23 protein-coding genes, 1 tRNA gene and 1 pseudogene are annotated in these 22788 nt (G+C 70.1%); 9 read left to right on the forward strand and 16 right to left on the reverse strand.

Annotated features, from left to right (window positions below; all coding sequences use genetic code 11):
- Positions 1 to 39 precede the first annotated feature (39 nt).
- From J2S55_RS15450 to J2S55_RS15465, 4 genes are all read left to right on the forward strand, one after another.
- Positions 40 to 450: a VOC family protein gene (locus tag J2S55_RS15450; protein WP_306861127.1), complete on the forward strand. Its 411-nt coding sequence runs from the start codon at positions 40 to 42 to the stop codon at positions 448 to 450.
- A gap of 188 nt (positions 451 to 638) precedes the next feature.
- Positions 639 to 1103 carry a helix-turn-helix transcriptional regulator gene (locus J2S55_RS15455; protein WP_306861129.1) on the forward strand — a complete coding sequence of 155 codons (465 nt, stop codon included), beginning with the start codon at positions 639 to 641 and terminating at the stop codon, positions 1101 to 1103.
- A 5-nt stretch (positions 1104 to 1108) separates the two neighbouring features.
- Positions 1109 to 1387 carry a VOC family protein gene (locus tag J2S55_RS15460; RefSeq protein WP_306861131.1) on the forward strand — a complete coding sequence of 93 codons (279 nt, stop codon included), beginning with the start codon at positions 1109 to 1111 and terminating at the stop codon, positions 1385 to 1387.
- A 256-nt stretch (positions 1388 to 1643) separates the two neighbouring features.
- Positions 1644 to 2099 carry a pyridoxamine 5'-phosphate oxidase family protein gene (locus J2S55_RS15465; RefSeq protein WP_306861133.1) on the forward strand — a complete coding sequence of 152 codons (456 nt, stop codon included), beginning with the start codon at positions 1644 to 1646 and terminating at the stop codon, positions 2097 to 2099.
- 385 nt (positions 2100 to 2484) lie between these two features.
- Here the strand turns inward: J2S55_RS15465 and J2S55_RS15470 are convergent, their stop codons facing one another.
- The 6 genes from J2S55_RS15470 to J2S55_RS15495 all read right to left on the reverse strand — a co-directional run bounded on the left by J2S55_RS15470 (position 2485) and on the right by J2S55_RS15495 (position 7932).
- Positions 2485 to 3021, reverse strand: coding sequence for a hypothetical protein (locus tag J2S55_RS15470; RefSeq protein WP_306861135.1), 537 nt, complete (start codon positions 3019 to 3021; stop codon positions 2485 to 2487).
- Between the two features lie 78 nt (positions 3022 to 3099).
- Complete coding sequence (locus J2S55_RS15475; RefSeq protein WP_306861137.1) at positions 3100 to 3825, reverse strand: helix-turn-helix transcriptional regulator; 726 nt, start codon at positions 3823 to 3825, stop codon at positions 3100 to 3102.
- A 233-nt stretch (positions 3826 to 4058) separates the two neighbouring features.
- Positions 4059 to 5246, reverse strand: a complete 1188-nt coding sequence (locus tag J2S55_RS15480; RefSeq protein ID WP_306861139.1) for an RtcB family protein — start codon at positions 5244 to 5246, stop codon at positions 4059 to 4061.
- Between the two features lie 129 nt (positions 5247 to 5375).
- Positions 5376 to 5858 (reverse strand): hypothetical protein, encoded by a 483-nt coding sequence (locus J2S55_RS15485; RefSeq protein ID WP_306861141.1) that lies wholly within the window; start codon positions 5856 to 5858, stop codon positions 5376 to 5378.
- 23 nt (positions 5859 to 5881) lie between these two features.
- A complete protein-coding gene (locus J2S55_RS15490) occupies positions 5882 to 7261 on the reverse strand; it encodes a sensor histidine kinase (RefSeq protein WP_306861143.1) in 1380 nt (459 codons plus the stop codon).
- Positions 7258 to 7932, reverse strand: a complete 675-nt coding sequence (locus J2S55_RS15495) for a response regulator (protein ID WP_306861146.1) — start codon at positions 7930 to 7932, stop codon at positions 7258 to 7260. Before J2S55_RS15495 ends, J2S55_RS15490 begins: the two co-directional genes overlap by 4 nt.
- A gap of 140 nt (positions 7933 to 8072) precedes the next feature.
- Between J2S55_RS15495 and J2S55_RS15500 the strand changes: the two genes are divergently transcribed.
- A complete protein-coding gene (locus tag J2S55_RS15500; RefSeq protein WP_306861148.1) occupies positions 8073 to 8570 on the forward strand; it encodes a hypothetical protein in 498 nt (165 codons plus the stop codon).
- Between the two features lie 176 nt (positions 8571 to 8746).
- Here the strand turns inward: J2S55_RS15500 and J2S55_RS15505 are convergent, their stop codons facing one another.
- Positions 8747 to 9958, reverse strand: a complete 1212-nt coding sequence (locus tag J2S55_RS15505; RefSeq protein WP_306861150.1) for a cytochrome P450 — start codon at positions 9956 to 9958, stop codon at positions 8747 to 8749.
- A gap of 431 nt (positions 9959 to 10389) precedes the next feature.
- Here J2S55_RS15505 and J2S55_RS15510 point away from each other — a divergent pair, with 431 nt between their 5' ends.
- From J2S55_RS15510 to J2S55_RS15525, 4 genes are all read left to right on the forward strand, one after another.
- Positions 10390 to 11316 (forward strand): hypothetical protein, encoded by a 927-nt coding sequence (locus tag J2S55_RS15510; RefSeq protein WP_306861152.1) that lies wholly within the window; start codon positions 10390 to 10392, stop codon positions 11314 to 11316.
- Between the two features lie 708 nt (positions 11317 to 12024).
- A complete protein-coding gene (locus J2S55_RS15515) occupies positions 12025 to 12666 on the forward strand; it encodes an early set domain-containing protein (RefSeq protein ID WP_306861154.1) in 642 nt (213 codons plus the stop codon).
- A gap of 359 nt (positions 12667 to 13025) precedes the next feature.
- Positions 13026 to 13625 carry a hypothetical protein gene (locus J2S55_RS15520; protein WP_306861156.1) on the forward strand — a complete coding sequence of 200 codons (600 nt, stop codon included), beginning with the start codon at positions 13026 to 13028 and terminating at the stop codon, positions 13623 to 13625.
- 558 nt (positions 13626 to 14183) lie between these two features.
- Complete coding sequence (locus J2S55_RS15525; protein WP_306861158.1) at positions 14184 to 15053, forward strand: hypothetical protein; 870 nt, start codon at positions 14184 to 14186, stop codon at positions 15051 to 15053.
- A 40-nt stretch (positions 15054 to 15093) separates the two neighbouring features.
- Here J2S55_RS15525 and J2S55_RS15530 read toward each other — a convergent pair.
- The 9 genes and pseudogenes from J2S55_RS15530 to J2S55_RS15570 all read right to left on the reverse strand — a co-directional run.
- Positions 15094 to 15351, reverse strand: a pseudogene (locus J2S55_RS15530) (IS5-like element IS4811 family transposase); the annotation flags it as partial.
- Positions 15352 to 15717: 366 nt separating this feature from the next.
- Positions 15718 to 15794: transfer RNA gene (locus tag J2S55_RS15535), tRNA-Thr, on the reverse strand.
- A 66-nt stretch (positions 15795 to 15860) separates the two neighbouring features.
- A complete protein-coding gene (locus tag J2S55_RS15540) occupies positions 15861 to 17303 on the reverse strand; it encodes an alpha/beta hydrolase (RefSeq protein WP_306861160.1) in 1443 nt (480 codons plus the stop codon).
- Between the two features lie 256 nt (positions 17304 to 17559).
- Positions 17560 to 18411: an alpha/beta fold hydrolase gene (locus J2S55_RS15545; RefSeq protein ID WP_306861162.1), complete on the reverse strand. Its 852-nt coding sequence runs from the start codon at positions 18409 to 18411 to the stop codon at positions 17560 to 17562.
- Positions 18412 to 18505: 94 nt separating this feature from the next.
- The gene (locus J2S55_RS15550; protein ID WP_306875435.1) at positions 18506 to 19366 is read right to left on the reverse strand and encodes a PSP1 domain-containing protein; all 861 of its coding nucleotides are present in this window, start codon (positions 19364 to 19366) and stop codon (positions 18506 to 18508) included.
- A 279-nt stretch (positions 19367 to 19645) separates the two neighbouring features.
- Positions 19646 to 20308 (reverse strand): permease-like cell division protein FtsX, encoded by a 663-nt coding sequence (locus tag J2S55_RS15555; RefSeq protein ID WP_306861164.1) that lies wholly within the window; start codon positions 20306 to 20308, stop codon positions 19646 to 19648.
- Entirely contained in the window at positions 20305 to 20832 is a 528-nt protein-coding gene (locus tag J2S55_RS15560) for a SigE family RNA polymerase sigma factor (RefSeq protein WP_306861166.1), read from the reverse strand. Before J2S55_RS15560 ends, J2S55_RS15555 begins: the two co-directional genes overlap by 4 nt.
- Positions 20833 to 20906: 74 nt before the next feature.
- Complete coding sequence (locus tag J2S55_RS15565; RefSeq protein ID WP_306861168.1) at positions 20907 to 22061, reverse strand: glycosyltransferase family 4 protein; 1155 nt, start codon at positions 22059 to 22061, stop codon at positions 20907 to 20909.
- The gene (locus J2S55_RS15570; RefSeq protein ID WP_306861171.1) at positions 22058 to 22747 is read right to left on the reverse strand and encodes a hypothetical protein; all 690 of its coding nucleotides are present in this window, start codon (positions 22745 to 22747) and stop codon (positions 22058 to 22060) included. The genes J2S55_RS15565 and J2S55_RS15570 overlap by 4 nt, the downstream gene beginning before the upstream one ends.
- Positions 22748 to 22788: the final 41 nt, after the last annotated feature.

Below are 22788 nucleotides of genomic sequence, written 5' to 3' on the forward strand. Positions count from 1 at the left end.
AGAAGCGCCGGTCACGGAGCCGCGCATAGCCTGCTTGCCATGGAAATCACCATTCACACGAGCTTCCTCCCGCACGACGACCCGGACGCCTCCCTGGCCTTCTACCGCGACGTCCTCGGCTTCGAGGTCCGCAACGACGTCGGGCAGGGCAAGATGCGCTGGATCACGGTCGGCCCCGCCGGGCAGCCCGACACCTCCATCCTCCTGGCGCCGCCGGCCGTCGACCCCGGTATCACCGACGACGAGCGCCGCACCATCGCCGAGATGATGGCCAAGGGCACCTACGGCTGGATCCTGCTGGCCACCCGCGACCTCGACGGCACTTTCGAGAAGGTGCAGGCCGGCGACACCGAGGTCGTCCAGGAGCCGACCGAGCAGCCGTACGGCGTCCGCGACTGCGCCTTCCGCGACCCCGCGGGCAACCTGGTCCGCATCCAGCAGCTCCGCTGAGCCGTCCGGTCATCGATCCGGCCATGGCGGCCGGATCCGCGACCACCCGCCAGGAATACGGCGGCCGGCGCTTCCAGGCCGCTGTCCTCGATCACTCCTCCGGCGGCCGCACCGTCGCAGAAGCGCCTCGCCGCCTGACCCGGCATGCGACCCGGGTGCTCGCGGACATCGACGAAAGGAGTTCTCATATGTGTCACCCCTCGTGGGGGCGCGCACTCACCGCGGCGCAGCGCCTGAACGACCTGGCGCGGCTGCGCCGTGTCCGCGACCGGATCGACCGGGAGTACGCGCAGCCGCTGGACGTCGAGGCGCTCGCCCGCGGCGCGCACATGTCGGCCGGGCACCTCAGCCGCGAGTTCCGGCGTGCCTACGGCGAGTCGCCGTACGCCTATCTGATGACGCGGCGTGTCGAGCGCGCGATGGCGCTGCTGCGCCGTGGCGACCTGAGCGTCACCGAGGTCTGCTTCGCGGTCGGCTGCTCGTCGCTGGGCACCTTCAGCACCCGCTTCACCGAGCTGGTCGGCATGTCGCCCAGCGCCTACCGGCGCCAGGCGGCGCGCGCGACGGCGGGGCTGCCGTCGTGCGTGGCCAAGCAGGTGACCCGACCGGTCAGGAATCGAGAAGCGCCGGTCGCCGAGCCACAAACAGCGTGACGACCATGACATCCATCGAATCCGTCACCCTCGACGTGGCCGCGAGCAGGAAGTTCTACGTCGACCGCGGCCTTGCCGTGGCGAAGAGCTTCAGCCGCATGTACGTCGAGTTCGCCGCCGGGCCGGGTCCGGTCAAGCCGGCGCTCCACAGGCGCCGCGCCCTGGCCAAGGACGCCGGCGTCTCCCCCGACGGCACCGGATCGCACCGGCTCATGATCTGTGGCGGTGCCGGGCGCCGAGCGGGCGCGCCCGCCGCGGCCGACCACCGCCGTCGCCCGGACTGAGTACACCACCGCCGTCGTCCGGACCGGGTGCACCGCGCGCCTCGCCGGCCATGGGGGTGGGGTACTGTCGCCGCCGAGCGGATACGTACATACGCGTGCTCCGTGGTCCCCAGGGCCCACGAGAGAGCGGTGCACGCGAAGCCAAGGGCGCTGGAGGCCGTGGCGTCCGCCAAGCCCGCGGCCCCGGCGAACCGACCGATGACCGACGGAGCCCGTCCCCGGAGGAAGGGCTCTCCACGAAGTGACTGGAGGAAGCATGACGGGCGCGCCGCCGCGTGGGCTTGAGGAGAGGCTGCGGGACACTCGCGCGAGGCTGGAGAGCAGCGTCGATCTCTGGATCGCGACGTCGGGCTCCCCGGCCGGTGTCCACCTCATCCCGCTCTCGTACCTCTGGGACGGGACCGCGTTCCTCATCTCGACACCGCGCGCCTCGATCACCGGCCGCAACCTCCTGGCGGACGGCCGGGTGCGACTCAGCCTCGGGCCGACCCGCGACGTCGTCGTCGTCGACGGCACCGCCGAGCCGGTGGACATCGCCGCCCTCGCCCCCGAGACGGGCGACGCGTTCGCGGCCAGGACCGGTTTCGACCCGCGCGGGCTCGACGAGCCCTACCAGTACTTCCTGATCCGGCCACGGCGCATCCAGGCCTGGCGTGAGGAGAACGAGCTGCGGGGACGCGACCTCATGCGCGACGGCCGCTGGCTCGGCTGACCGCCGCCCGGGAACACACCCGCCCCACCCGGCGGCCGGCCGCCGGTCGGGTCCGTATCACAGGGCCGCCAGGCCCACGGACCGGAAGCCACGCGGAGGGTCCTTCCTCCGGGAGGACCTGTGACCCGGAGCCGCCTTGAGGGGTCGGCCCCCAGCCCCCTCCGCCACGAGTCAGGACACGACCGCCCGGGGCCGTCCACGGCTGTCTTCCGGGCCTGGCGAGGCGGGCTCCACGGGGTGTCTCGGTCCGTGGCCGTCCGGGACCGTCCAGAACTGTCGCCGGCGCCCACGCCGACGAGATCACCCAATCGGATGCTCATGTCGACGGCCTCGGCCGGTCCCGTCCATCACCGCCTTCAACCCGGGCAGCCCGGCCGCGATCTGGCTAGGCCGTCCGAGCTGTCACAGTACGCCAGCCGAAGGTGGCGGTGCCGGTCAGGAGCACCACCCCGGACAGCACACCGCTGACAAGCGGCACCCAGGCGACAGCGGTCGTCGACGCCAGAACGAGGCCGGCGGCGCCGAGCAGGGTGAGGACCACACCGGGTACGGCGATGCTCCAGTCCTTCCAGACAGGCGCCAACGCGACGAAGTGCACACCGACCACGAACGCCACCCAGGCCACGTTGGTCTGCTCAGGACGTTCCCAGGCGGTGAGCACCCGCACTCCGCCGAACAGCAGGATCACCTCGGCGGCGACGATGATCAGATAGCCGCGGCCGAACATGTTCCGTCGCGGGCCCGCGGTGGGCTGTTCCTTCCGGTCCTTCCGGGCCGTGGCGAACCACATGGCGACAACGCTCGCGGCCCCCAAAAAGGCGGCCACCCGCAGAAAATTCACGGCCACGGCGTTCAGCGGGCTCTGCGCGTTGACGACGATGAAGACCGCGCCGAAGATCGCGCCAACCAGTAGTCCAGTCATTCGTTGCATGACGTCATTGAAATCCGTAACGGATTCCGGCTGCATTGGGGCTGGGACGAGGACCGGGTATGCCTGGCACTACCGTGCCGCACCGCGCAGATAGGCGAGCACCGCCAGCACCCGCCGGTTGTCGTCCTGGGTCGCGGGTAGCTCAAGCTTGACGAACACGCTGGCCACGTGCTTACCGACGGCCGCCTCCGTGATCGACAGCGCGCGGGCGATGGCGCTGTTGGAGCGCCCTTCGGCGATCAGGGCGAGCACCTCGCGCTCGCGTGGGGTCAGCCGGTGCGTCGGCTCGGTGACCTCCCTGGCCCTGGCCCAGGTCTGCTCGAACAGGTCGATGAGGATGGTGATCAGACTCTGCTGCCTGATCATCAAGGCGCCCGGCGAGTAGGCGACGGGGGTGATCCGGATGAACGCCACCGCGCGGTCGAAGACGAGCAGCTGCTGGATCGGCTCGTCGATGACCCGGTGCAGGTTACCGGCGGCATGCAGCTCCCCGATCCGGGCCGCCTTGCGAGGGTCGTCCAACACACTCGCGTGGACGATCGTGCGCATCGCCATGCCGTGCTGCAGGGCGTCGAGCACGCTGCGCCTGCTCTTCTGCTCCTGGCGGCCCTGCTCCGGCGAGCCCACCGGGTGCATGGCGCGCAGCTCCCTCGCCGAGCGGGTGGCCTGCGCGATCTGCTGCCGGACGAGCTCACTGTCCTCCAGCCGCTCGACGTCGACGGGGATGCCGCGCAGCTCACCGACCACCTCTTCCAGCCGATGGGCAAGTTGAGCCAACGACACGCTCTCGTCCACACGTCTCCTTCGCCGACCGCGTCACCCCTCACAGCCGACGCGGGTACCACTCGCAGATTCTGACCGGTGCGATCCGCACAGTGCCAGCGGATGACGCCCGTATCCTTCACGAGCCGCTCGCCGGCCGCCCGGCAGATGCTCCCCGAGGCGGCGGATCGGCTGGATGCGGTGGGGCCGGCGGTCGGCGGTCGGCGGTCGGTGGACGGCGGACGGTGGACGGCCGCCCCGGCGGGTCAGCCCTTGACGCAGACGAGCTGCCGGAGGTGGGCGACCACCTCGACGAGGTCGGTCTGCGCCGCCATGACCGACCGGATGTCCTTGTAGGCGCCGGGGATCTCGTCGATCACCCCGGTGTCCTTGCGGCACTCGACGCCGTCGGTCTGCGCCTTGAGGTCCGCCAGCGTGAAGGTCTTCTTCGCCTTGGTCCGGCTCATCCTGCGGCCCGCGCCGTGCGAGGCCGAGTTGAACGCGGCGGCGTTCCCCAGGCCCTTCACGATGTAGGTGCCGGTCGCCATCGAGCCGGGGATGATGCCGAACTCGCCGGATCCCGCGCGGATCGCGCCCTTGCGGGTGACGAGCACGTCCACGCCGTCGTAACGCTCCTCCGCGACGTAGTTGTGGTGGCAGGAGATCGGCTCGTCGAAGGCGATGCCCTGGAGATGGCGCCGCAGCACGTCGCAGACCAGGCCCATCATGACCGCCCGGTTGCGCCGCGCGTAGTCCTGCGCCCAGAACAGGTCGCGCCGGTAGGCGTCCATCTCCGGCGTCTTGCCGAGGAAGACCGCCAGGTCCCGGTCGACCAGTCCCTGGTTGTGCGAGAGCCCGCGCGCGATCCCGATGTGGTGCTCGGCCAGTTCCTTGCCGATGTTGCGCGACCCGGAGTGCAGCACGACCCACACGTTCTGCTCGTCGTCGGCGCAGATCTCCAGGAAGTGGTTGCCGCCGCCCAGGGTGCCCATCTGCACCTCGGCCCGCTCACGCCGCGCGTGCACGGCCGGCGCCAGCTCGTCGAAGCCCTTCCAGAACTTCTCCCAGCCCGTGATCTTGAAATCGTGGATCTCGGACGGGTCCACGGCCCGCTTGTGGTGGCCGAACCCGACCGGGACCGCCTGCTCCAGCTTCGAGCGCAGGTAGGCGAGATCGTCCGGGAGCTGCGAGCTCTTGTAGGACGTCTTGATCGCGGTCATCCCGCAGCCGATGTCCACCCCGACCGCCGCCGGGGAGACGGCGTCCTTCATCGCGATGACCGAGCCCACCGTCGCGCCCTTGCCGTGGTGCACGTCCGGCATGACGGCGACACCGTGCACCCACGGCAGGTCCGCCACGTTACGCAGTTGCTGCATCGCCTGCGGCTCGACCGTCTCCGGGTCCGTCCACATCCTGAGCGGGTGGCGGGTGCCGGCCACCTCGTTGTACGTCATTGTTATGTCGCCTCCTTCCGGCTACATCCCGAACGCGATCAATGACGCCAGACACCGGCCGTCCCGGGCAACTCATTTAAGCCATCACAGCTCATTTGAAGTCACAGCTCATTTAAGCCATCACAGCGCTCAGCTGAAGTCACCACAGCGGACCCGCCCCCCGTCCGGTACGGTCACCCGGACGTCGTCCACGTCCATGCCGCGTTTGGCGGCGGTGGCGGCGGCGATCGTGCAGACGAGCTGCCCGGTCGCCGTCCGCGACAGGCGGGAGACCGGCGGCAGCCATCGGCCGCCCACCAGCATCGGCGCGCCCTTTTCCATCGTGAACCCGTCCTCGCTCGCCCGGACGGCCAGGTTCCTGGGCAGGCGGGTGTCCAGAGCGCGCTCGCTCTCCTTCGAGGTGGGCCCACCGGTCAGCAGCTCGACGGCTTCGGCGGCCTCCAGCGGGCCCTCGGGGCGGCCGACGGAGACGAGGCGGTCCTGCTGCACGAAGTACAGGCGGGTGCCCTGGACGAAGCCGCGGGCCGCCTCTCCGGCGCCGATCACGGGGGTGGGGCCGACTCCGCAGGCCGTACAGGCTGTCAGGAGCAGGACGAGGAGCCAGGTTCTCACGGACGCTCCCTCGGCAGGGCGTCTCACGGGCGTTCCCTCGGCAGGGCGAGGGTGAAGACGGCTCCGGGACCGGCGGCGACGGTGAGGTCACCGCCGTGCAGCAGGGCGTTCTCGCGGGCGATGGCCAGGCCCAGACCGCTGCCTTCGGAGCGGGCGCGGGCGGCGTCGGCCTTGTAGAAGCGCTCGAAGACGTGCGGGAGGACGTCGGCGGGCAGACCCGGCCCGTGGTCGGCGATCTCGACGACGACGGCCTGGCCTCCGGCGCGCACCCGGACCGTGACGGGCGGCGCGCCGTGCCGCAGCGCGTTGCCGACGAGGTTGGCGACGATGACGTCCAGGCGGCGTGGGTCGAGCGCGACACGGATGTCCGGCGGCAGGTCGGCGGTGACACGGTCGCTCCAGCCGCGCGAGCGCAGGCAGGCGGCGACGGCGGCGCCGACGTCCACCTCGTTGAGGTTGAGCACGGCGGCTCCGGCGTCGAAGCGGGAGATCTCCATCAGATCGTCGACGAGCTTGGTGAGCCGGGCGACCTCGGCGGTGACCAGCCGGGCGGCGGTCCCGGCATCGGCGTCCAGCCGGTCGGCACCGGCTTCGAGGACGTCGGTGACGGCGGTGGCGGCGGCCAGCGGGGTGCGCAGTTCGTGGGAGACGTCGGCGACGAACCGCCGCGACCTGGCCTCCATCTCGCGCAGTTCGTCGACCGAGCGTTCCAGCGCGGCGGCGGTCTCGTTGAACCGTCCCGCCAGCCGTGCCAGCTCGTCGCCGCCGCGCACGGGCAGGCGGGTCTCCAGCCGCCCTTCGCCCAGCCGCCGGGCCGCGCGGTCCAGATCGGCGACCGGGCGCAGCACGCCGCGCGCGGCCAGCAGCCCGGCCAGCACCGCCAGCAGCACGACCGGCAGGGCCGCCGCCTGCGCGGCGCGCAGCACGGCCGCCTCGTCGTCGGCGGCCTGCGCGAGCGACTCGACGAGATAGACGGTGATCCCCGACGGCGCGCCGCCCGCGAGGAGCATGACCCTGCTGCCGCCCACGAGGTACGGCACGCCGTCGCGGGTCACCCGCTGCCAGGCCAGCTCCGGCCGCCGCAGGACGGTCCGGCGCAGTTCGGCGGTGATACGGGCGTCGCTGGGGACGGCGCCGTCCCTGACCACGTACACCTCGCGGTCGCCCACCTCGAGGTCCTCGGCGAGCCGGGCGAGCTCGTCGTCGGCGGCGGGCAGCGCGACGTCGCGCGACAGCAGCAGCACCCGGTTCTTGAAGTCCTTCAGCGACCGGTCCTGCACCCCGGCCAGCAGGTTGGTCCGTGCCTTGTAGTAGGTCAGCCCGGCGGCCCCCACCGCGCTCAGCCCACCCACCAGCACGAACGTGATCACCAGCCGGGCCCGCAACCCCCGCAGCCAGGTCATACCGGCCCGAAGCGGTAGCCGAACCCGCGCACGGTCTGCACGTATCTCGGCTCGGCCGGCACGTCCTCGATCTTGGCGCGCAGTCGCTGCACGCACGCGTCCACCAGCCGCGAGTCGCCCAGGTAGTCGTGCTCCCACACCGACTCCAGCAACTGCTGCCTGTTGAAGACCTGTCCCGGCGCGGCCGACAGATACAGCAGCAGCCGCAGCTCCATCGGCGGCAGCGCGACCTGCCGCCCGCCCCTGCTCACGGTCAGGGAGGCGCGGTCCACGCACAGCGCGCCATAGGTCTCCACGGGCGAGGGCACGCTGTCGGTACGGCGCAGCACCGCCCTGATCCGGGCCTCCAGCACCTGCGGGCGCACCGGCTTGACCACGTAGTCGTCCGCGCCGGCCTCCAGCCCGCCGACCACGTCGAAGTCGTCGCCCCGCGCGCTCAGCATCACGATGGAGGTAGCGGTGGTCGCGCGGATGCGGCGGCAGACCTCGAACCCGTCGATGCCGGGCAGCATGAGGTCGAGCACCACCACGTCGGCGGCGAAGCGCGCCAGCCGCTCCAGCCCTTCCTCCCCGGATGCCGCCGATTCGACCTCGTGGGCCCTGCCCTTGAGGGCGAGCGTCAGAGCGTCCCTGACGTTCGGGTCGTCCTCGATCAGCAACACGCGAGCCATGCGTTCCAGTATCTGCCGCCCTGACATGCGGTTTGCCCGGACTCGAAAGCTATTACACGTTCATGACATGGCGCGGACAGGCCGCTCACAGGGGCGGGCCAGGGTGTTGGACAGTCAGTCCCGACCTGTTGGAGGAGACCGTGTTGATCACCAAGCGGCGTCTCGCCGTCCTGGCCGCCCTTCCCACCCTGGCGCTGAGCGCGGCGTGCGGAGCCCAGAGCTTCGCCAGCGCGTCGAGCCCTTCCGCCTCGGCCAAGCCCAGTTGGCATGAGACGGCGGTGAAGTTCGCCCAATGCATGCGGCAGAACGGGATCGACATCCCGGACCCGGTCAAGGGACAGGACCTCGACACCAGTGCCGTCACCAAGGTCACCCAGGCCAGGCTCGACGCCGCCATGAAGGCGTGCAAGGAGTGGGACTCGGTGATCCTCGGCAGCTCCGAACCGTCCTCGCCCGAGGACGAGGCCAAGTTCGCCGCGTGGGCCGAGTGCCTGCGCGCGGGCGGTGTCTGGCAGCCCAACGGCAAGGAGGAGAAGCCGGCCGGATTCAAGCAGGTCAAGCCTGGCTCGGCTGCCGAGAAGCGGGTCTTCGAGGGGTGCGCCTCCCTGGAGCCGCCCGCGCCGTACGAGGAGAACTAGCCACCGGCGCTCCCGCCAGGCCATGCCCTTCCCTCCGCGGGGACAAGGGGAGGGTTGGCGGGACACGGGCCGGTCCCAGCTCCTCGCATCAGGAGCCGGGACCGGCCGAGGTGACCGGCAGCCCGACGGGACGGTGCGTCAGACCGAGGTGACCGGAAGCGCGACGGGACCGTGGGTCAGGCCGAGGTGACCGGAAGCGCGACGGGACGGTGCGTCAGACCGTCGCTCCACTCGACCTCCTCTGCCGGAACGGCCAGCCGCAGCCCCGGCCGTTTGACCGCCAGCGCCCGGACGGCTTCGGTGAGCTCCACCCTGGCCAGCGCGGCGGCCAGGCAGCGGTGCGGGCCGTACCCGAAGGCCAGGTGCGGCTGCGCCGGCTGCGCGCCGAAGCGGTGGATGTCGAAGCGCTCCGGCTCGGGGAAGGCGCTGGGGTCGTGGTTGGCGGCGTTGAGGTTGGGCATCACGACCGTCCCGGCTTTCAGGGTGCCGCCCGACAGCTCAACGTCCTTGGTCATCCGGCGCATGAACGCACTGGCCGGCGGCCCGTCGTAGCGCAGGATCTCCTCGGCCGCGGCGGGCGCCAGATCCGGCTGAGCGACCAGCTCGTCCCACTGCCCGCGATGGAGCATGAGGCGGAAGGCGCCCCTGGACACCATCGAGGTGGTCGTCTCGTGCCCCGCGGTGATCAGCGAGAACACGGTGTTGACCAGTTCGCCCTCGCTCAGCCGGTCCTCGTCGTCGCGGGCCTGCACGAGCAGGTCGATGAGGTCGTCGCCGGGTTCCGCGCGATGACGGGCCACCAGGTCGCGGGCGTAGGCCATGAATTCGGTGTAGCCCTGGTAGCGGACCTGCTCGGTCGCGGTGGAGGTGGTGAGGAACATGTCCGTCCAGGCCACGAACTGACCGTAGTCGTCGTACGGCACGCCGAGCAGCCGGCAGATGACCTGGCCCGGCAGCCGCACCGCGAACGCGTCCACCAGGTCGAACTCCTCCCCCAGCCCGTCGAGCAGCTCACCGGCGATCGCCGCGATCCACGGCCGCCACGGCTCGGTCTGGCGGGGCGTGAAGGCCCCGTGCATGATCCGCCGGTAGCGGGTGTGCTCCGGCGGATCCTGATTGATCAGCGCGTCCGGGTCGTCGTCGATGCCCATGCCGCTCACCAGCCGTGGCAGGCCCGGCAGACGCAGGTTGCGGCTGGAGGCCGCCGAACCCAGCAGGGTCCGCACGTCCTCGTACCTGACGGCCACCGGCACCAGGTCCCCGCTCGGCATCGCGGCCGGGTCCAGCGGCCCCTCCTGGCGGCGGCGGGCGAACTCCGGCGGCGGCGTGCCCAGCGGTCCGGGGACGATGTCGGGCCAGGTCTTCTTCGGGTCGAGTTCGGCGGTCATCGCACCCCTTCCGTTCCTGGCACCGCGCAGGTTCCGTTCCTGGCACCGCGCAGGCGCACTTCCTGTCCGGGTGCCACGCAGGCGGCCCAAGCGGAACGTACGCAGGAGACTGCCCACGGTCAACAGCTTGTTCCGGACACCTTCGTGCCCCGGAAATGGCCCTGGACCCAGCCCCGGCACCACGCCTCCCCCGTTCACGGGTCACCCAGTCGCCGTGCCCCACGCTGTCGCGGTGATCCCGGCAGGACATGCTGTCGCGGTGATCCCGGAACGGGTGGTCCACTACGGAAGTACGGACCACGTGCGGCACTATGACGCGCTGCGCCGCGAGCCCTGCACCGTGAGCTCTGTGCCACGATCGGCATGCTCGGGCCGTGGGCGGGAAGGACCGGGACGGCTGAAGTGTCGTACCCGCTGCCTACGATGCCGTGGTGATCGACTTCGACGGACTGCGCGCCGACCGCTCCTGGCAGCTCACCTGGTCCGGCGGCCGGCTCGACGAGGCCGTGTTCCGGCTGACGCCGGACACGGCCTCCGGCCGCCGCGCGCTGGCGGAGCGGCTCGGCGCGGATGCGACCGACCCGGAGCAGTGGGAGGCCGCGCTGATCGAGGCGCTGCTCACCGACCCGGCCGCGGCCGACCTGCGCCGGCTGGAGCTGCACCTCACCGACTTCCACCACTCCGCGCACCGTGCCGCGCGGGCACTCGCCACGCAGCGGCGCGAGCGGCTGACCAGCCTGTACTTCGGCCACGACTTCACATATCTGTACGAGCACAGCACCACCTCGACCGGCGGCACGATCGACCCCCTGAGCCGACTGCACGAAGGCTTCACGGACGACATTCGCACCGGCCTGTGGGATGCGCTGCCGGCGCTCCGGGAGCTGACCGCCGAGGGCGGACTGCTGTTCGATGAGATCGACGGCGACGCGCTGACCTCGCTGACCGAGCTGCGGCTGCGCGGCGCGGTGCTCGCCGACGGCGCGGTCTTCCCGCGCAAGGCGCCCAGCGTCGTCACCCTGGCCCTGGAGATCCGCTCGGACGTCTTCGGTACCGAGTGCCCGGTCGAGCAGCTCGACGAGCTCGACCCGGCCGGCTACCCCGCCCTGCGACACCTCGACCTGAGCCGCGCGGAGTTCGACGTCGGCGACTTCGGCACCCTCGAAGCGCTCGCCAGGTCCCCGATCCTGCCCCAGCTGGAGAGCCTGAAGATCAAGAGCCTGCAGATCCAGGAACACGAGACGGACGGCGACCCTTTGGAAGCGCTGGCCGGGCTGGTCCCCGCTCTCGCCCACCTGGTCCTCTCCGTGGCCGGCGAGATCGACGTCGAGGGCGCAGCCCGCGTCCTGGCTTTATGAACGTGCCAGTAAGGCTTGGCCGGGTGGGGACGGACCGGGCGTGTCCGGGTAGCGCGCAACGGCAGACAGGGCAGGACCCACCCCAGCAAGCCAGCGGTATCTGACGCTTTGAGGAGCCGTTCCAGGGTGCAGAAGGCGTGCGCGACCGATCGCAGGCCGCACGGAAGACAAGGGCCGGAGACTCCCCGGTGCGAACAGGTTTCCCCTGGCGGGGGTCTACTTGAGGAGCTTGGCAGGGGTCTACTTGAGGAGCTTGGCAGGGGTCTACTTGAGGAGCTGCCTGGCCATGACGAGGCGCTGGATCTGGTCGGTGCCCTCGTAGATCCGGATGATCTCCGGCCCCGGATCCGACCACCTGCGGAAACTACTCGATCACGCCACTGGGCAGGGATCATGCCTGAGACCCGCAGCGCGGCCGGCGACCGCCCGACGCGCGCCGAGACGCCGCAGGCGGATCGCCTCTTTAAGGCGTAGAGAGAGCTCTCATCCGGTAGAGGCGGCGCCCTCGTCCTGGCTGCGACACGCTTGACCCACCGGTCCTGGTGTAATGACCACAGATGTTGAGTACGCCAAGGACACGAGCCCGATGTGGTTGAAATCAGGGAGGACCTGCGGGTTCGGTGGGGATTGCTGGACAAGCTCAGTGCGCACACCATGGCAGGACTGTGTGGGTTGACTCCTTGACCAGGCGACCATCATGATCACTTCGTGGTCGGCACACCTAGCGCCGAGAACGGCATCATCGACGCCGAAAACCCTTTAATGCGCGCAACGATAACCGCATCCGGCGTTCTAGCTGCGTGCGCGGCCATAGCAGCTGTTGTCGACGCGAGGTTCCTGCTGATCTCCTGGGGTTACCTCGACCAGATCACGTACTTCAGCGCCCTCATCCTGATCACTCCTGCGCTCCTGCGTGTCCTCCACCCCCAGGCACGATGGCAGCGATGTGTTCTCGCGTCAGGAGCGCTCTGGCCGCTGGCGAGCCTCGTCTGCCTGCAGCTCTATGGCTCATATGTCTACATGGACTCCTGGTCGCCGATAAAGATGGTCTCCAGCAGCATGGGCGTCTGGTTCGTCGTCATCGGCTGCATGACCTGGCGTCATTCCAAGATTGCCGCGCTCGCCATCCTGATGACCGGCTCCAGGTCCCTGCTGAGCATCCTTCTCTACACGCGCACCCTATGGGGTGACGCCGACCGATCGGATGCTCTCCTCTCAGTTCTCGCCGGACTCAACGAGGTCAGCCGGCTTACGTTCGTCTTCTGGGCCGCCTGGATCGCCTATCGCCTGCTGATCCACGCCAGACGCGATCCGCCGACCCGGGCCAGGGCCGCTTCTGCTCGATCATGAGGCACGGCCGACCTTGCGTTGCTCCGATTTGTGTAGACGTTGATCCAGTAGCGGAGACCTTCCCGGGTCGCGGAGTGGTCCTTCAGACAGTACGAGTGGCCATGCGTGGATGATCGCTCAACCAGCCCGTCCTCGGCCGGCGATCACCCTACGCGTCGATGCCCAGTGCAGGCTCAGGGACTTTACGTTGAGGTGTGCACATACGGACTGACCGCTCGATATCACCTCGTCTCCATGCCTTCCTTCACGAAAACGCACACTGGCATGAACCGACGCCCGCGGACTGGATCGAACGGACTGCCCGCACCGTTGATCATGCCGGGATCGAGGCCGAGGCTCCCGCTGAAGCCGTTGAGGCGATGATCGCCTTCGAGCAGCGATACGGCGGACTGCGGTGCCCGGCTTTGGGACCCAACGGAATGGACTACGGGCTGGATGGCGATACGAGGGTCCACTCGACGGCCCAGGGATGGGCGTTTTACGGGATCGTGGACGGCGACTGGACGGATAGCGTGAAGGTCCTGCTGGACGGCCGCGCCGGGATGGCCCTCGCCGGCAAGCCGCTCAGGGTCCTCCATCGGAGTGTCGACCAGCGACTTGAGGCACACGCGTTGCTCCTGGCCGTACGCCACTGGCCACATCTGACGCTGGAACTGGCCATCCCGCAGGGAACGATCCCGCCCCTGGTAGGCACGGACCTACCACCACGGATCGATGAGTCCTCAGGGCCGGCGGACCTGTGGTGGTTCGACGGAGCGTCCGCCGTGCACCTTTGCCTCAACAACTGGTGGACAAGGAATCATGACATCTGGGTGGCCCGTTGCTTCAGCCAAGACGCCGCGACCCTGAACCGGATCAAGGAATCGTTGCTCGACGAGGTGACCGAACTCCTGCAGCCGGGGGAGGTTTGGTGCTCACTGTGCGGACGGCACATCACCTCGGGCAGGCCGTGTCCCTGAGCACCGTAGTCTTCGGGCGTTGAATGCTGATCGATTCCCGAACATTCGCCCTGCCGCAGGCGAAGCCACCGGATCCGCGGCCCTGTTGGCAAGGATGTCGGCAAAGGCCCCACCGGTGTCCGATGAGGGCCCCTGAGCTGGAGCCGCCTTGGGGAATCGAACCCCAGCCCCCTTCATTACGAGTCAACGGCAGGGGCCAGGTCGGGAGGCTCACATCCTGGTCAGAGGGTTGATGCGGTTCGATGGGATGTGATCGCGTAAGACGGTGTTGCTGTACGGCGCTGCTGTACAGCACTCCCCCGCAAGCCGCAGCGCGGCCTCTCGGGCAGCGCTCGCCGTACAAGATCGTCGAGCAGCGATCCCGAACAGGCCAGTGTCGGGCTTAGTGGTGTTTCGAAGCCGGGATCCGTGTTGCGTAATTTACTGATGCCGATATGCAACGAGTCTGGAAGTATCACGTCCGCCTTTGCGGCGGACTTCGCCGTTGGCCCCGGGAAGTGCCAGTGGGGGCGATACCTTGCGTCAACCCACGCGACACGACATGAAGGAGCGCTCATCGTGACCCCCGAGACGGACCCGGTGACTGACCTCAGCGGGTGGGATGCCGCGCTGGCCAGTGCCTTCGAGATACTGCTCGGTGGAAAGCCGACCGTCGACCCCGCCGCCAGATACGGGGTGTATTACGCCTCGGACCCCCTCGACGAGTTCCTGTTCCCGAATCCCTGGGCCACCTCTGACGCGCTGTCAGGTCGGGAGCCGAGGCACCTTCCGGATTCGGACGGTGAATATCCCTTCTCCCCTTGGACATGGCAGTTCAACCTGAGCGAGTCGCTGTTCCGCTTCGACGCCGAACTCCTGGCAGGAACGGGGCCGTGGGGCGACGGCGGGCACAAAGGCCCCCGGCCGTTCGACGACACCTTCGTCGCCGACCTGCGGACCGTCTCCTCGGTCGATGAAGCCGGTGGAGTGCTGGTGCACGGCGCGGAGTTGGGGCCGCTCCTGGGCCTCCATGGCGTCGACCTGACCAAGGAGAAATCCAAGAAACTGAACGGCTGGCTGACCGTGCTGCTGCGCGTCGCCACCGATGGCACTCTCACCGATGCGATGCGGGCCGCCACGTTCACCGAGCGTGGCCCCGAACACCTGGTGTCGATTCACGACATGGATGACGCCTGCTCCGCCGGCGAGCCCTGGGAAGAAAGGCTGAGCGCGGTCACGCATCCCGCGCTCCGCGACCATCTCCGCATGCTCTGCCTCACCGAGGACGACGCGCGCAGCGAGGGCGGCTTCTACTGCGGCACCGCCTACTGGCCGTGGACCGATGTCCTGGAAGCGGTCGGCTGCTCTCTTGTCGCAGGCTGGGGGTTCGGCGAGTCCCAGGCCGGTACCGCCGTCGTGCGATTGCCAGACAAACCAGGAGCGCGCTGAACACGCCGCTTCATATCTCTCATTGAGAACACCTCAGTAGGGAATCAGCGTCTCCTTCAGGCCGATTTCCTTGGCCGGCTGGGGTGGCGCCTTCGCGGGCCAGGCGTCTGGTCATGAGGGTGATGGCGGCCCAGGTGATAAGGGTCTCGGAGTGCTGGACGAGCCGTTCACAGTCCCGGGCGTGGCGGCGTGCATGCATCATCCGCGCAAGGCTGCGTTCGACGACCCAGCGGCGGGGCAGGACGACGGAGCCGGAGGCGTCCGTGGGACGGCTGACCGGCTTGATCGTCAGATTGAGGCTGGAGCCGACATCCAACCAGTCCTGCCCCGGCGGGCGGGACTCCTGGCCCACGGACCAGGTCCGTCCGGCTGGTTGCCTTCGAGGATCTCGCCGTCCAACAGGTAGAAGGCTTCACGCGCCCCGTCCACCACGCTTGCAAGAAGCTCTGCCATGGAAACCCGCCCTCTGCGATCAGGAAGCGCGTCACCTCGGACAGGAGTCCGTCCCTTTCTGGCCACCCAACCAGACAGACATGACAGTTCCGTGATCAGCGACCTGCGGTGGACTCGACGCTATGGCCATGGCGGCTGACGCCGTTGCTGTATTTCGCTGCTGTACGGCATGCAAAAGGCCCTCCCGGATCATCCGGGAGGGCCTCTGAGCTGGAGCCGCCTTGGGGAATCGAACCCCAGACCCCTTCATTACGAGTGAAGTGCTCTGGCCGACTGAGCTAAGGCGGCGTGCCGCGTGTTTCACGTGGCCTACGGCAGTCTACAGGCTTTCGTGGGCTTCCCGCGCCTCCCGGATCAACCGATCTTGGGACAGTAGGTTCCGTCCTTGGGGACGGCCAGGTTGATCAGGTAGTCGTCGACGAGCCGGTCCACGCAGGACGAGCCGGTCAGGTAGGCGGTGTGGCCGTCGCCGTCGAAGCCGACCAGCACGCCTGAGGAGAGCTGGTCGGCCAGCGCCTCCGACCAGGCGTACGGCGTGGCCGGGTCGCGTTCGGTGCCGACGACCATGATGGGGGCGGCGCCGGGCGCGTCGACCTTCCCGCGGGACTCTCCCCCGACCGGCCAGTAGGCGCAGGGCAACGACGACCACATGACGGACGGGCCGAACAGCGGCGCGTCGCCGGCGGCGTCGCGTGCCGCCGCGGCGAAGGCGGAGGAGTCACGGGGGAAGCGGCCGTCGACGCAGTTGACGGCCATGTTCGCCTCGGTCTGGTTGGAGTACGTGCCGCCCTCGCGACGGTCGATCAACAGGTCGGCCATGCGCAGGAGCGTGGTCCCGTCACCCTCCAGCGCCTCGTTGAGCGCCCGGCGGAGGGCCGGCCATGACTGCCGGTCGTAGAGCGGGGTGATCAGGCCGAGGGTGGTCCAGGCCTCGCCGATCTGACGGCCGTCGCCGTTCTGGTTGGCCAGGGTCTCCTGGTCCACCTTGCGGAGCAGGCCGGCGATCTCCTCGCGGGCCGACTTCACCGGGCCGTCGAACGGGCAGTCCCCGGCGGTGAAGCAGTTTTCGAGGAACGCGTCGAGGGCGACCTCGAACCCGTGCGCCTGGGTGGCGTTCAGCTCCAGCGGGGAGAGCGAGGGGTCCACGGCGCCGTCCAGGACGAGGGCGCGGACCCGGCCGGGGAAGAGGTCGGCGTAGACCGCGCCGAGCTGCGTGCCGTACGACTTGCCGAGGTAGGTGAGGCCCTCGTCTCCGAGGGCCGCGCGCAGCAGGTCCATGTCCCGGGCCGCGTCGGCCGTGCCGACGTGCGGCAGGAGCTTGCCCGAGCGGGCCTGGCACCCGGCGGCGAACCGCCGCGAGCCCTCCTCCAGCGCGGTGACCTCGGCCGGAGAGTCGGGCGAGGTGTCGAGCGCGAGATAGGCGTCCAGGTCGCTCGACGACAGGCAGCGGACCGGCGAGGAGCCGCCGACCCCGCGCGGGTCGAACCCCACCACGTCGAACCGGGCCCGTACGGCCTCGCTCAGCACCGATCGCGCGCTGCGCGCGTATTCGACCCCGGAGCCGCCGGGTCCGCCCGGGTTGACGAGGATCGAGCCGATCCGGTCACCTGAGGCGGGGAGCCGGATCACGCTGATCTTGATCCGCTCACCGCCGGGGCTGTCGTGATCGAGGGGCACGCTCAGCTCCGCGCACTCGAATCCGTCGCCGCAGCCCGCCCAGTCGAGGGCGGACTCCGGCCGGTCGGCGCCGGTGCAGGCTGTCGCGGAGAGCACTACCGCCGTGAGGGCGGCGACCATGCGGCGGAATCTCACGCTGTGCCTTTCGGAGGGGACGGCGACAGGTCGCATTCCGGAGAAATACTACGTGCACACCCCCGGTGGCCTGCCCCTCGACGGAGTCGCCACCGCACCGGGCAGGGCCCGCGCGACGGTCGCGCCCGAGGTTCTCGCCGCAGCCGCCTGGAGCGCTCCCCCACGGCCTGGTCACGCTCACCCGCGAGGGCGGAGGTCTCCAGAGGGTCGCCAGGAAGCTCCAAAGGGTCACCAGGAAGCTCTAGAGGGTCACCAGGAAGTCGGTCAGGATGGCGGTGAACTCCTCCGGGCGCTCCAGCGGCGGCAGGTGGCCGGTCTGCGGGAGGTCGACCCGGCGGACCTTCCTGATCTCCCGGGCCAGTAGGTCGGACACCTCCAGGATCTCCGGCACGTCGGCCAGCCCTGTGACCACCAGGGTCGGCGCCTCGACTTCGGCGAGCCGTTCCTTCGCCGGCGGCCGCAGGCCGCGCACGCTGCCGTGCGGCCCGGTCCAGGACCGCTCGTTCAGCAGGCGGTCCATCTTCAGTGCCAGCTCCCAGACCTGGGGCTCAAGGTCGTCGCGGGTACGGCCCGGCCCGGCCACCAGGAACTCCGTCTCCGCCGCGGAGTAGGCCTCCAGCTCCGCCACGTCGATGGTCTCCACCTCGCCCGCGCGGTAGCTCCGGAGCCGGTCGATCCCGATCACGTCGTGCACCCGCTCCCGGTAGCGCGCGAGCATCGACGGCGGCCACTCGTGCCCGGACAGGCCGGGGGCGACCAGGACCAGCGCGGTGATCCGTTCCGGGGCGGTGAGCACGGCGTCAAGCGCGGTCCTGCCGCCGTCGGAGCTGCCCACCAGCGTGGCCCGGTCCACTCCGGAGGCGTCCAGCAGCGCCAGCAGGTCCTCGTGGTAGGCGAACTCGCCGGTCGCGTCACCGGACTCGCCGTATCCGCGCCAGTCGTAGCGGATCACCCGGTAGTGCTCGGACAGCGCCCGGAACTGGTGATCCCACATCCGCCGGTCCGCGCAGCCGGCGTGCACCAGCACGACCGCCGGCCCGCTGCCGGCCTCGTCGTAGCCGAACTCCGTGCCGCCGATCCGGATCACCGCCATGCCCGCGCCCCCATTACCTGCATCACCCGTTCCCGTGCCCCGGCACCTGATCTCTCGTTCCCGCACCTCGGTCTACCGCACGGGCACTTCACGATCAATCTCTCGGGTCGCCGGGGCCGCCCCTGGCCTCCGGTGCCGCCTCGCCGTACATCGCGTCGTGCTGCTTACGCGGGGAGCAGACCGAGGCGGAGGGGCAGGCGCAGCGCCGTCCGCCCTCCTCCAGCCGGACCGTCACCGAGTCGGAGGGGACGTTGCGTCCCACCACGGTCCCCGGCCCCTCGGGGGTGTCCACCTTCAGCCCGAGGCGGGGCATCCTGGCGTTGGCCTCGACGTAGAGCGGATGCTCGTATTTGAGGCAGCACATCAGCCGCCCGCACGCCCCCGCGATACGCAGCGGGTTGACCGGCAGGTCCTGGTCCTTGGCCATGCGTACGGAGACCGGCTCGAAGTCCTTGAGGAAGGTCGCGCAGCACAGGTCACGGCCGCAGGGGCCGATGCCGCCCTGGAGGCGGGCCTCGTCACGGGGGCCGATCTGGCGCAGCTCCACCCGGGCGCGGAGGTTGCGGGCCAGATCACGTACCAAGGCGCGGAAGTCGACGCGGTGAGGGGCCGAGAAGTAGACGGTGTAGACGTTGTCGGAGTCGAGGTAGTCGACGCCGACGACCTTCATGGGCAGCGTGTGCCGCTTGATCAGGCGCTTGGAGACGCTCCGGGCCTCCGCCCGCCGCCGCCTGTTGCCCTCGTCGCGCGCCAGGTGCTCCTCATCCGCGATGCCCGCGCACACCGGCAGGCCGCCGACCTCCTCGCTGGTCCACTGCGGCGCCCACACGCACTCGGCCACCTCCGGCCCGGTATCGGTGGGCACGAGCACCTTGTCGCCGACCTTGGGACTGTGCTCGCCTGGATCGAGATAGTAAAGACGGCCGTAACGGGTGAAGCTCACGGCCATGATCATGCTCATGTGGCTCCAAAGCTGCTGGGGGTACGGCTAAGCGCCCACCCCGCCACCCTACGCGCCGAGTCCGTCCCCGTGGGCTCCGGCAGCGGGACCTGTCGGGGGGTGCGCCGTACCCTCACCGCCCCGGCAGGAGCCGGCCACCTCTCCTGCCATGCACGGTCGTCTCTCCCGCCCGTGCACGATGATGGTGCCCGTGCACGATGGCCTCTCCTGCCCGCGCGCTGCCATCTCCCCCTGTCCATGAAGTCCGCGAAATCGGTGAAGTCGGTGAAGCGGTCACCTCCCCTTGTCCGTGAAGGAGCACCTCTCCTCGTCGTCCGCTCCCAGGAGGATGCGCCTGGCGAGCGACACCAGGGAGGCCTTTCTGAGCAGGCAGGCGCTGTCGACGACGACGGACACGCCGGGGAGCCCGCTCGCGGCCCGCGCCACGGCCCTGGAACCCGCCTCCGGCCTGATCCGGGCGCGGAACGACTCCGGCATGTCCGCGGGGACTATCGCCGCGAGCATCTGCGGATCGTCCTCGTACTGGCGCCGGAACTTCTCCCAGGCCCGCTGCCGGTCCTCGAACAGGACGCTCTCCACCTCGGGCCGGCCCTCCAGCGTCCGCCGGAGATCCTCGCGCTCCGTCTCGGTGATCCCCCTGCCCGCGCAGTTCGGGAGGGGGTCGCCGTCCTTGCAGAGGAAGACCGAGACCTCGGGCGCTCCGGACGGCTCGACGGCGCTCATCGCCATGGCGGCGATCTCACCGTCCGGGGCCGGGGAGGGGGCGCTGAGCCGTACGGCTCCGAAGGCGATCACGGCGACGGCCAGGGCGGCGGCTGCGGTCCGGAACGGGGCCCGGGACCGACGGCGGGCCGGGGCGGTCAGCGGGCGGACGTCGACGGCGGTCGCGGCGGCGGCGGACAGGGCCTCGCGCAGGCGGTTCTCGGTGACGGTCATGATTGGTCCCCCAGCACTCGGGCGAGGGCGGCCAGCCCGCGCGCGATCGTCGACCGGGCCGTACCGGCACCGATCCCCATGGTCTCGGCGATCTCCAGATCGGACAGGTCGAAGTAGTAGCGCAGCGTCAGCGCCTCCCGCTGCCGTCTGGGCAGCCCACGCAGCGCCACCAGCACCTCGCAGCGCTCCTCGCCGAGCAGCGCCGCGTGCTCGGCCGACCAGACGGGCGGCTCGTACGGCACGGCCCGCCGGAAGGCCACCGCCCGGCGGCGCAGCACCGAACGGGCGCCGTTGAGCACCGCCGAGCGGATGTAGGTCAGCGCGCGCCCGGGATCGCGCAGGCGGCGCCGTCCCGCGTGGGTACGGGCGAACGCCTCCTGCACCACGTCTTCGGCCGTGGCCTGGTCGCCCACCATGAGGAGCGCCAGCCGTACCAGCCCGAGATGGTGCTCGGCGAACAGCGTCGCGATGTCGACGCGGTCGCCGGCCAGAGGCTCTCTGTGGGAGAGCAGTTCGGCTTTCACATCACAGAGACGCCGGACGGAGCCGTCTGCTGCTCCGCCCGGCCCACCGATTCCGCGCGGCCCGCAGGGGCCGCTCAGCGGACGAGTTCGGTGAAGGATCTCTCCCAGCGTTCCGCGATCATGGAGATGTCGTAGCCCTTGGCCGTCTCCAGGGCATTGCGGGCCATCCGGTGCCGGCCCTCCTCGTCTTCGATCATCTTGAGCAGCCCTCCGGCCAGGGCGTCCACGTCGTCGGGCGGGACCAGCAGCCCGTCGTGGCCCGAGGTGATGATCTCCCGGGGCCCCCGGGGGCAGTCGAAGCTGACCACCGGCACCCCGCACGCGAACGCCTCGATGATGGTCATGCCGAAGCCCTCGAACCGGGAGCTGACCGCGTGGATCGAGGCTTTGGCCAGCTCGCCCTCGATGTCTCCGGTGGGGCCCATGAACGTGACGTTGTTGTGCAGGCGCAGCTTGACGGCCAGCCTGACCAGCTTGTCGCTGATCCGGCCCTCGCCGTAGATCCGCAGCTTCCAGTCCGGGCGTTCCCGGACCACCTGGGCGAACGCCCTCAGCAGCCGGTCGTACCCCTTGACCGGCACCAGCCGCCCGGCGGCCAGCACGATCCGGTTGTCCTGCCTGGACCGGGGGCGCGGCCCTCCGGCCAGCCCGTTGCCGATGGTGTAGACCCGGGTCCGAGCCCGGTCGAGCATGGTCCGGTAGTCGTGCTCGTCGGCCTCGGTGAGGGTGACGACCGCGTCGAGTTTCGGATACCACTGCCGGATCTCCTCGAAGATGCCGGGCTGGTGGGCCGCGAAGTGCAGGTGCTCCTGGGCGATCGTGACGGTCCGCCGCCGGGCGAACCTGGCGGCCATGATGTTCAGCCCGGCCCGGGTGGTGATCAGCACGTCGGTGCGGAGCCGCCGCAGTTCGCGCCTGAGCACGTCGTCGCTCCACGCGCTGAAGGAGGCGTAGGCGCGCTCCTCGGGGTGGATGAGCTCGCTCGGCTGCTCGCTCAGCCGCTCCGCCCGCTTGGTGTACGGCCAGCGGACCCTGGCCCCCTCCCGCAGGTCCACCAGCGAGCGCAGCCGGACCCTGGACCCCAGCGGCAGGAAGGGCAGGTCGGTGTGCTGGAAGACGCTGATCACCTCGACGTCGTGCCGCTCCGACAGCTCGGTGGCCAGGTCGAAGGTGGCCCGGATCGTGCCCCCCATGCCGTAGGCGTTGAGGATCAGGAAGGAGATCTTCACGAGGTCTCCTCCTCGACCGTGAGCGCGACGGCGAGGCTGTCGGTGTCGGTGTAGTAGGGCCGCGCCCTGATCTGTCCCACGCGCTGGGCGGGGAAGCGCACCTTGGCCTTCTTGTCGGTGACGTCGTCGAGGCGGGCCGCCAGCGGCAGCCGTACTCCGGCGACCTCGGCATGCAGGTCCCAGAAGACCCGCCGCCGCGTCTGCGTCTCGGCCATCGGCGCGACCTGGAGGACCCCCTCGAAGCGCCGTCCCCGGAAGAGCGCCGGTCCGCCCACCGGCTCCGGCCCCTTCCTGGCCACGGCCAGGAGCCTGGCCGATCCCTCGATCGGCTCGCCGTAGGCGATCGTGCCCTCGACCTCGATCACACCGTCGTCGGAGACCACGGTGGCCACCTCGACGTACGGTTCGACCATGCGCACGGTGAGGGCGAGGGTGCCGATGGATGTTCTGAATGCCCGGATCTCCCGGTCGCGGGGCGTCTCGGCGTAGGCGAGCAGCCCGTCCAGCGAGAATCCCGGATCATCGGTGGCGAGGGGTCCGCCCTGGTGTGACGCCATCCAGATGCCCGGCCGCAGCCCGGCGAGATCGGTCCCCTCGCGCTCCTCCCCTGTCTCCACGTGCCGTAGGACGGTCTCTCCGTCCACCGGCTCCGGCCACTCGATCCGCAGCACGTCGTCGTTGCCCACTCGACTGGTGACAGCCCGCCTGCCCCCCGGCGACATCACCT

The organism is Streptosporangium brasiliense, assembly GCF_030811595.1.
GTDB classification, from domain to species: Bacteria; Actinomycetota; Actinomycetes; order Streptosporangiales; family Streptosporangiaceae; genus Streptosporangium; species Streptosporangium brasiliense.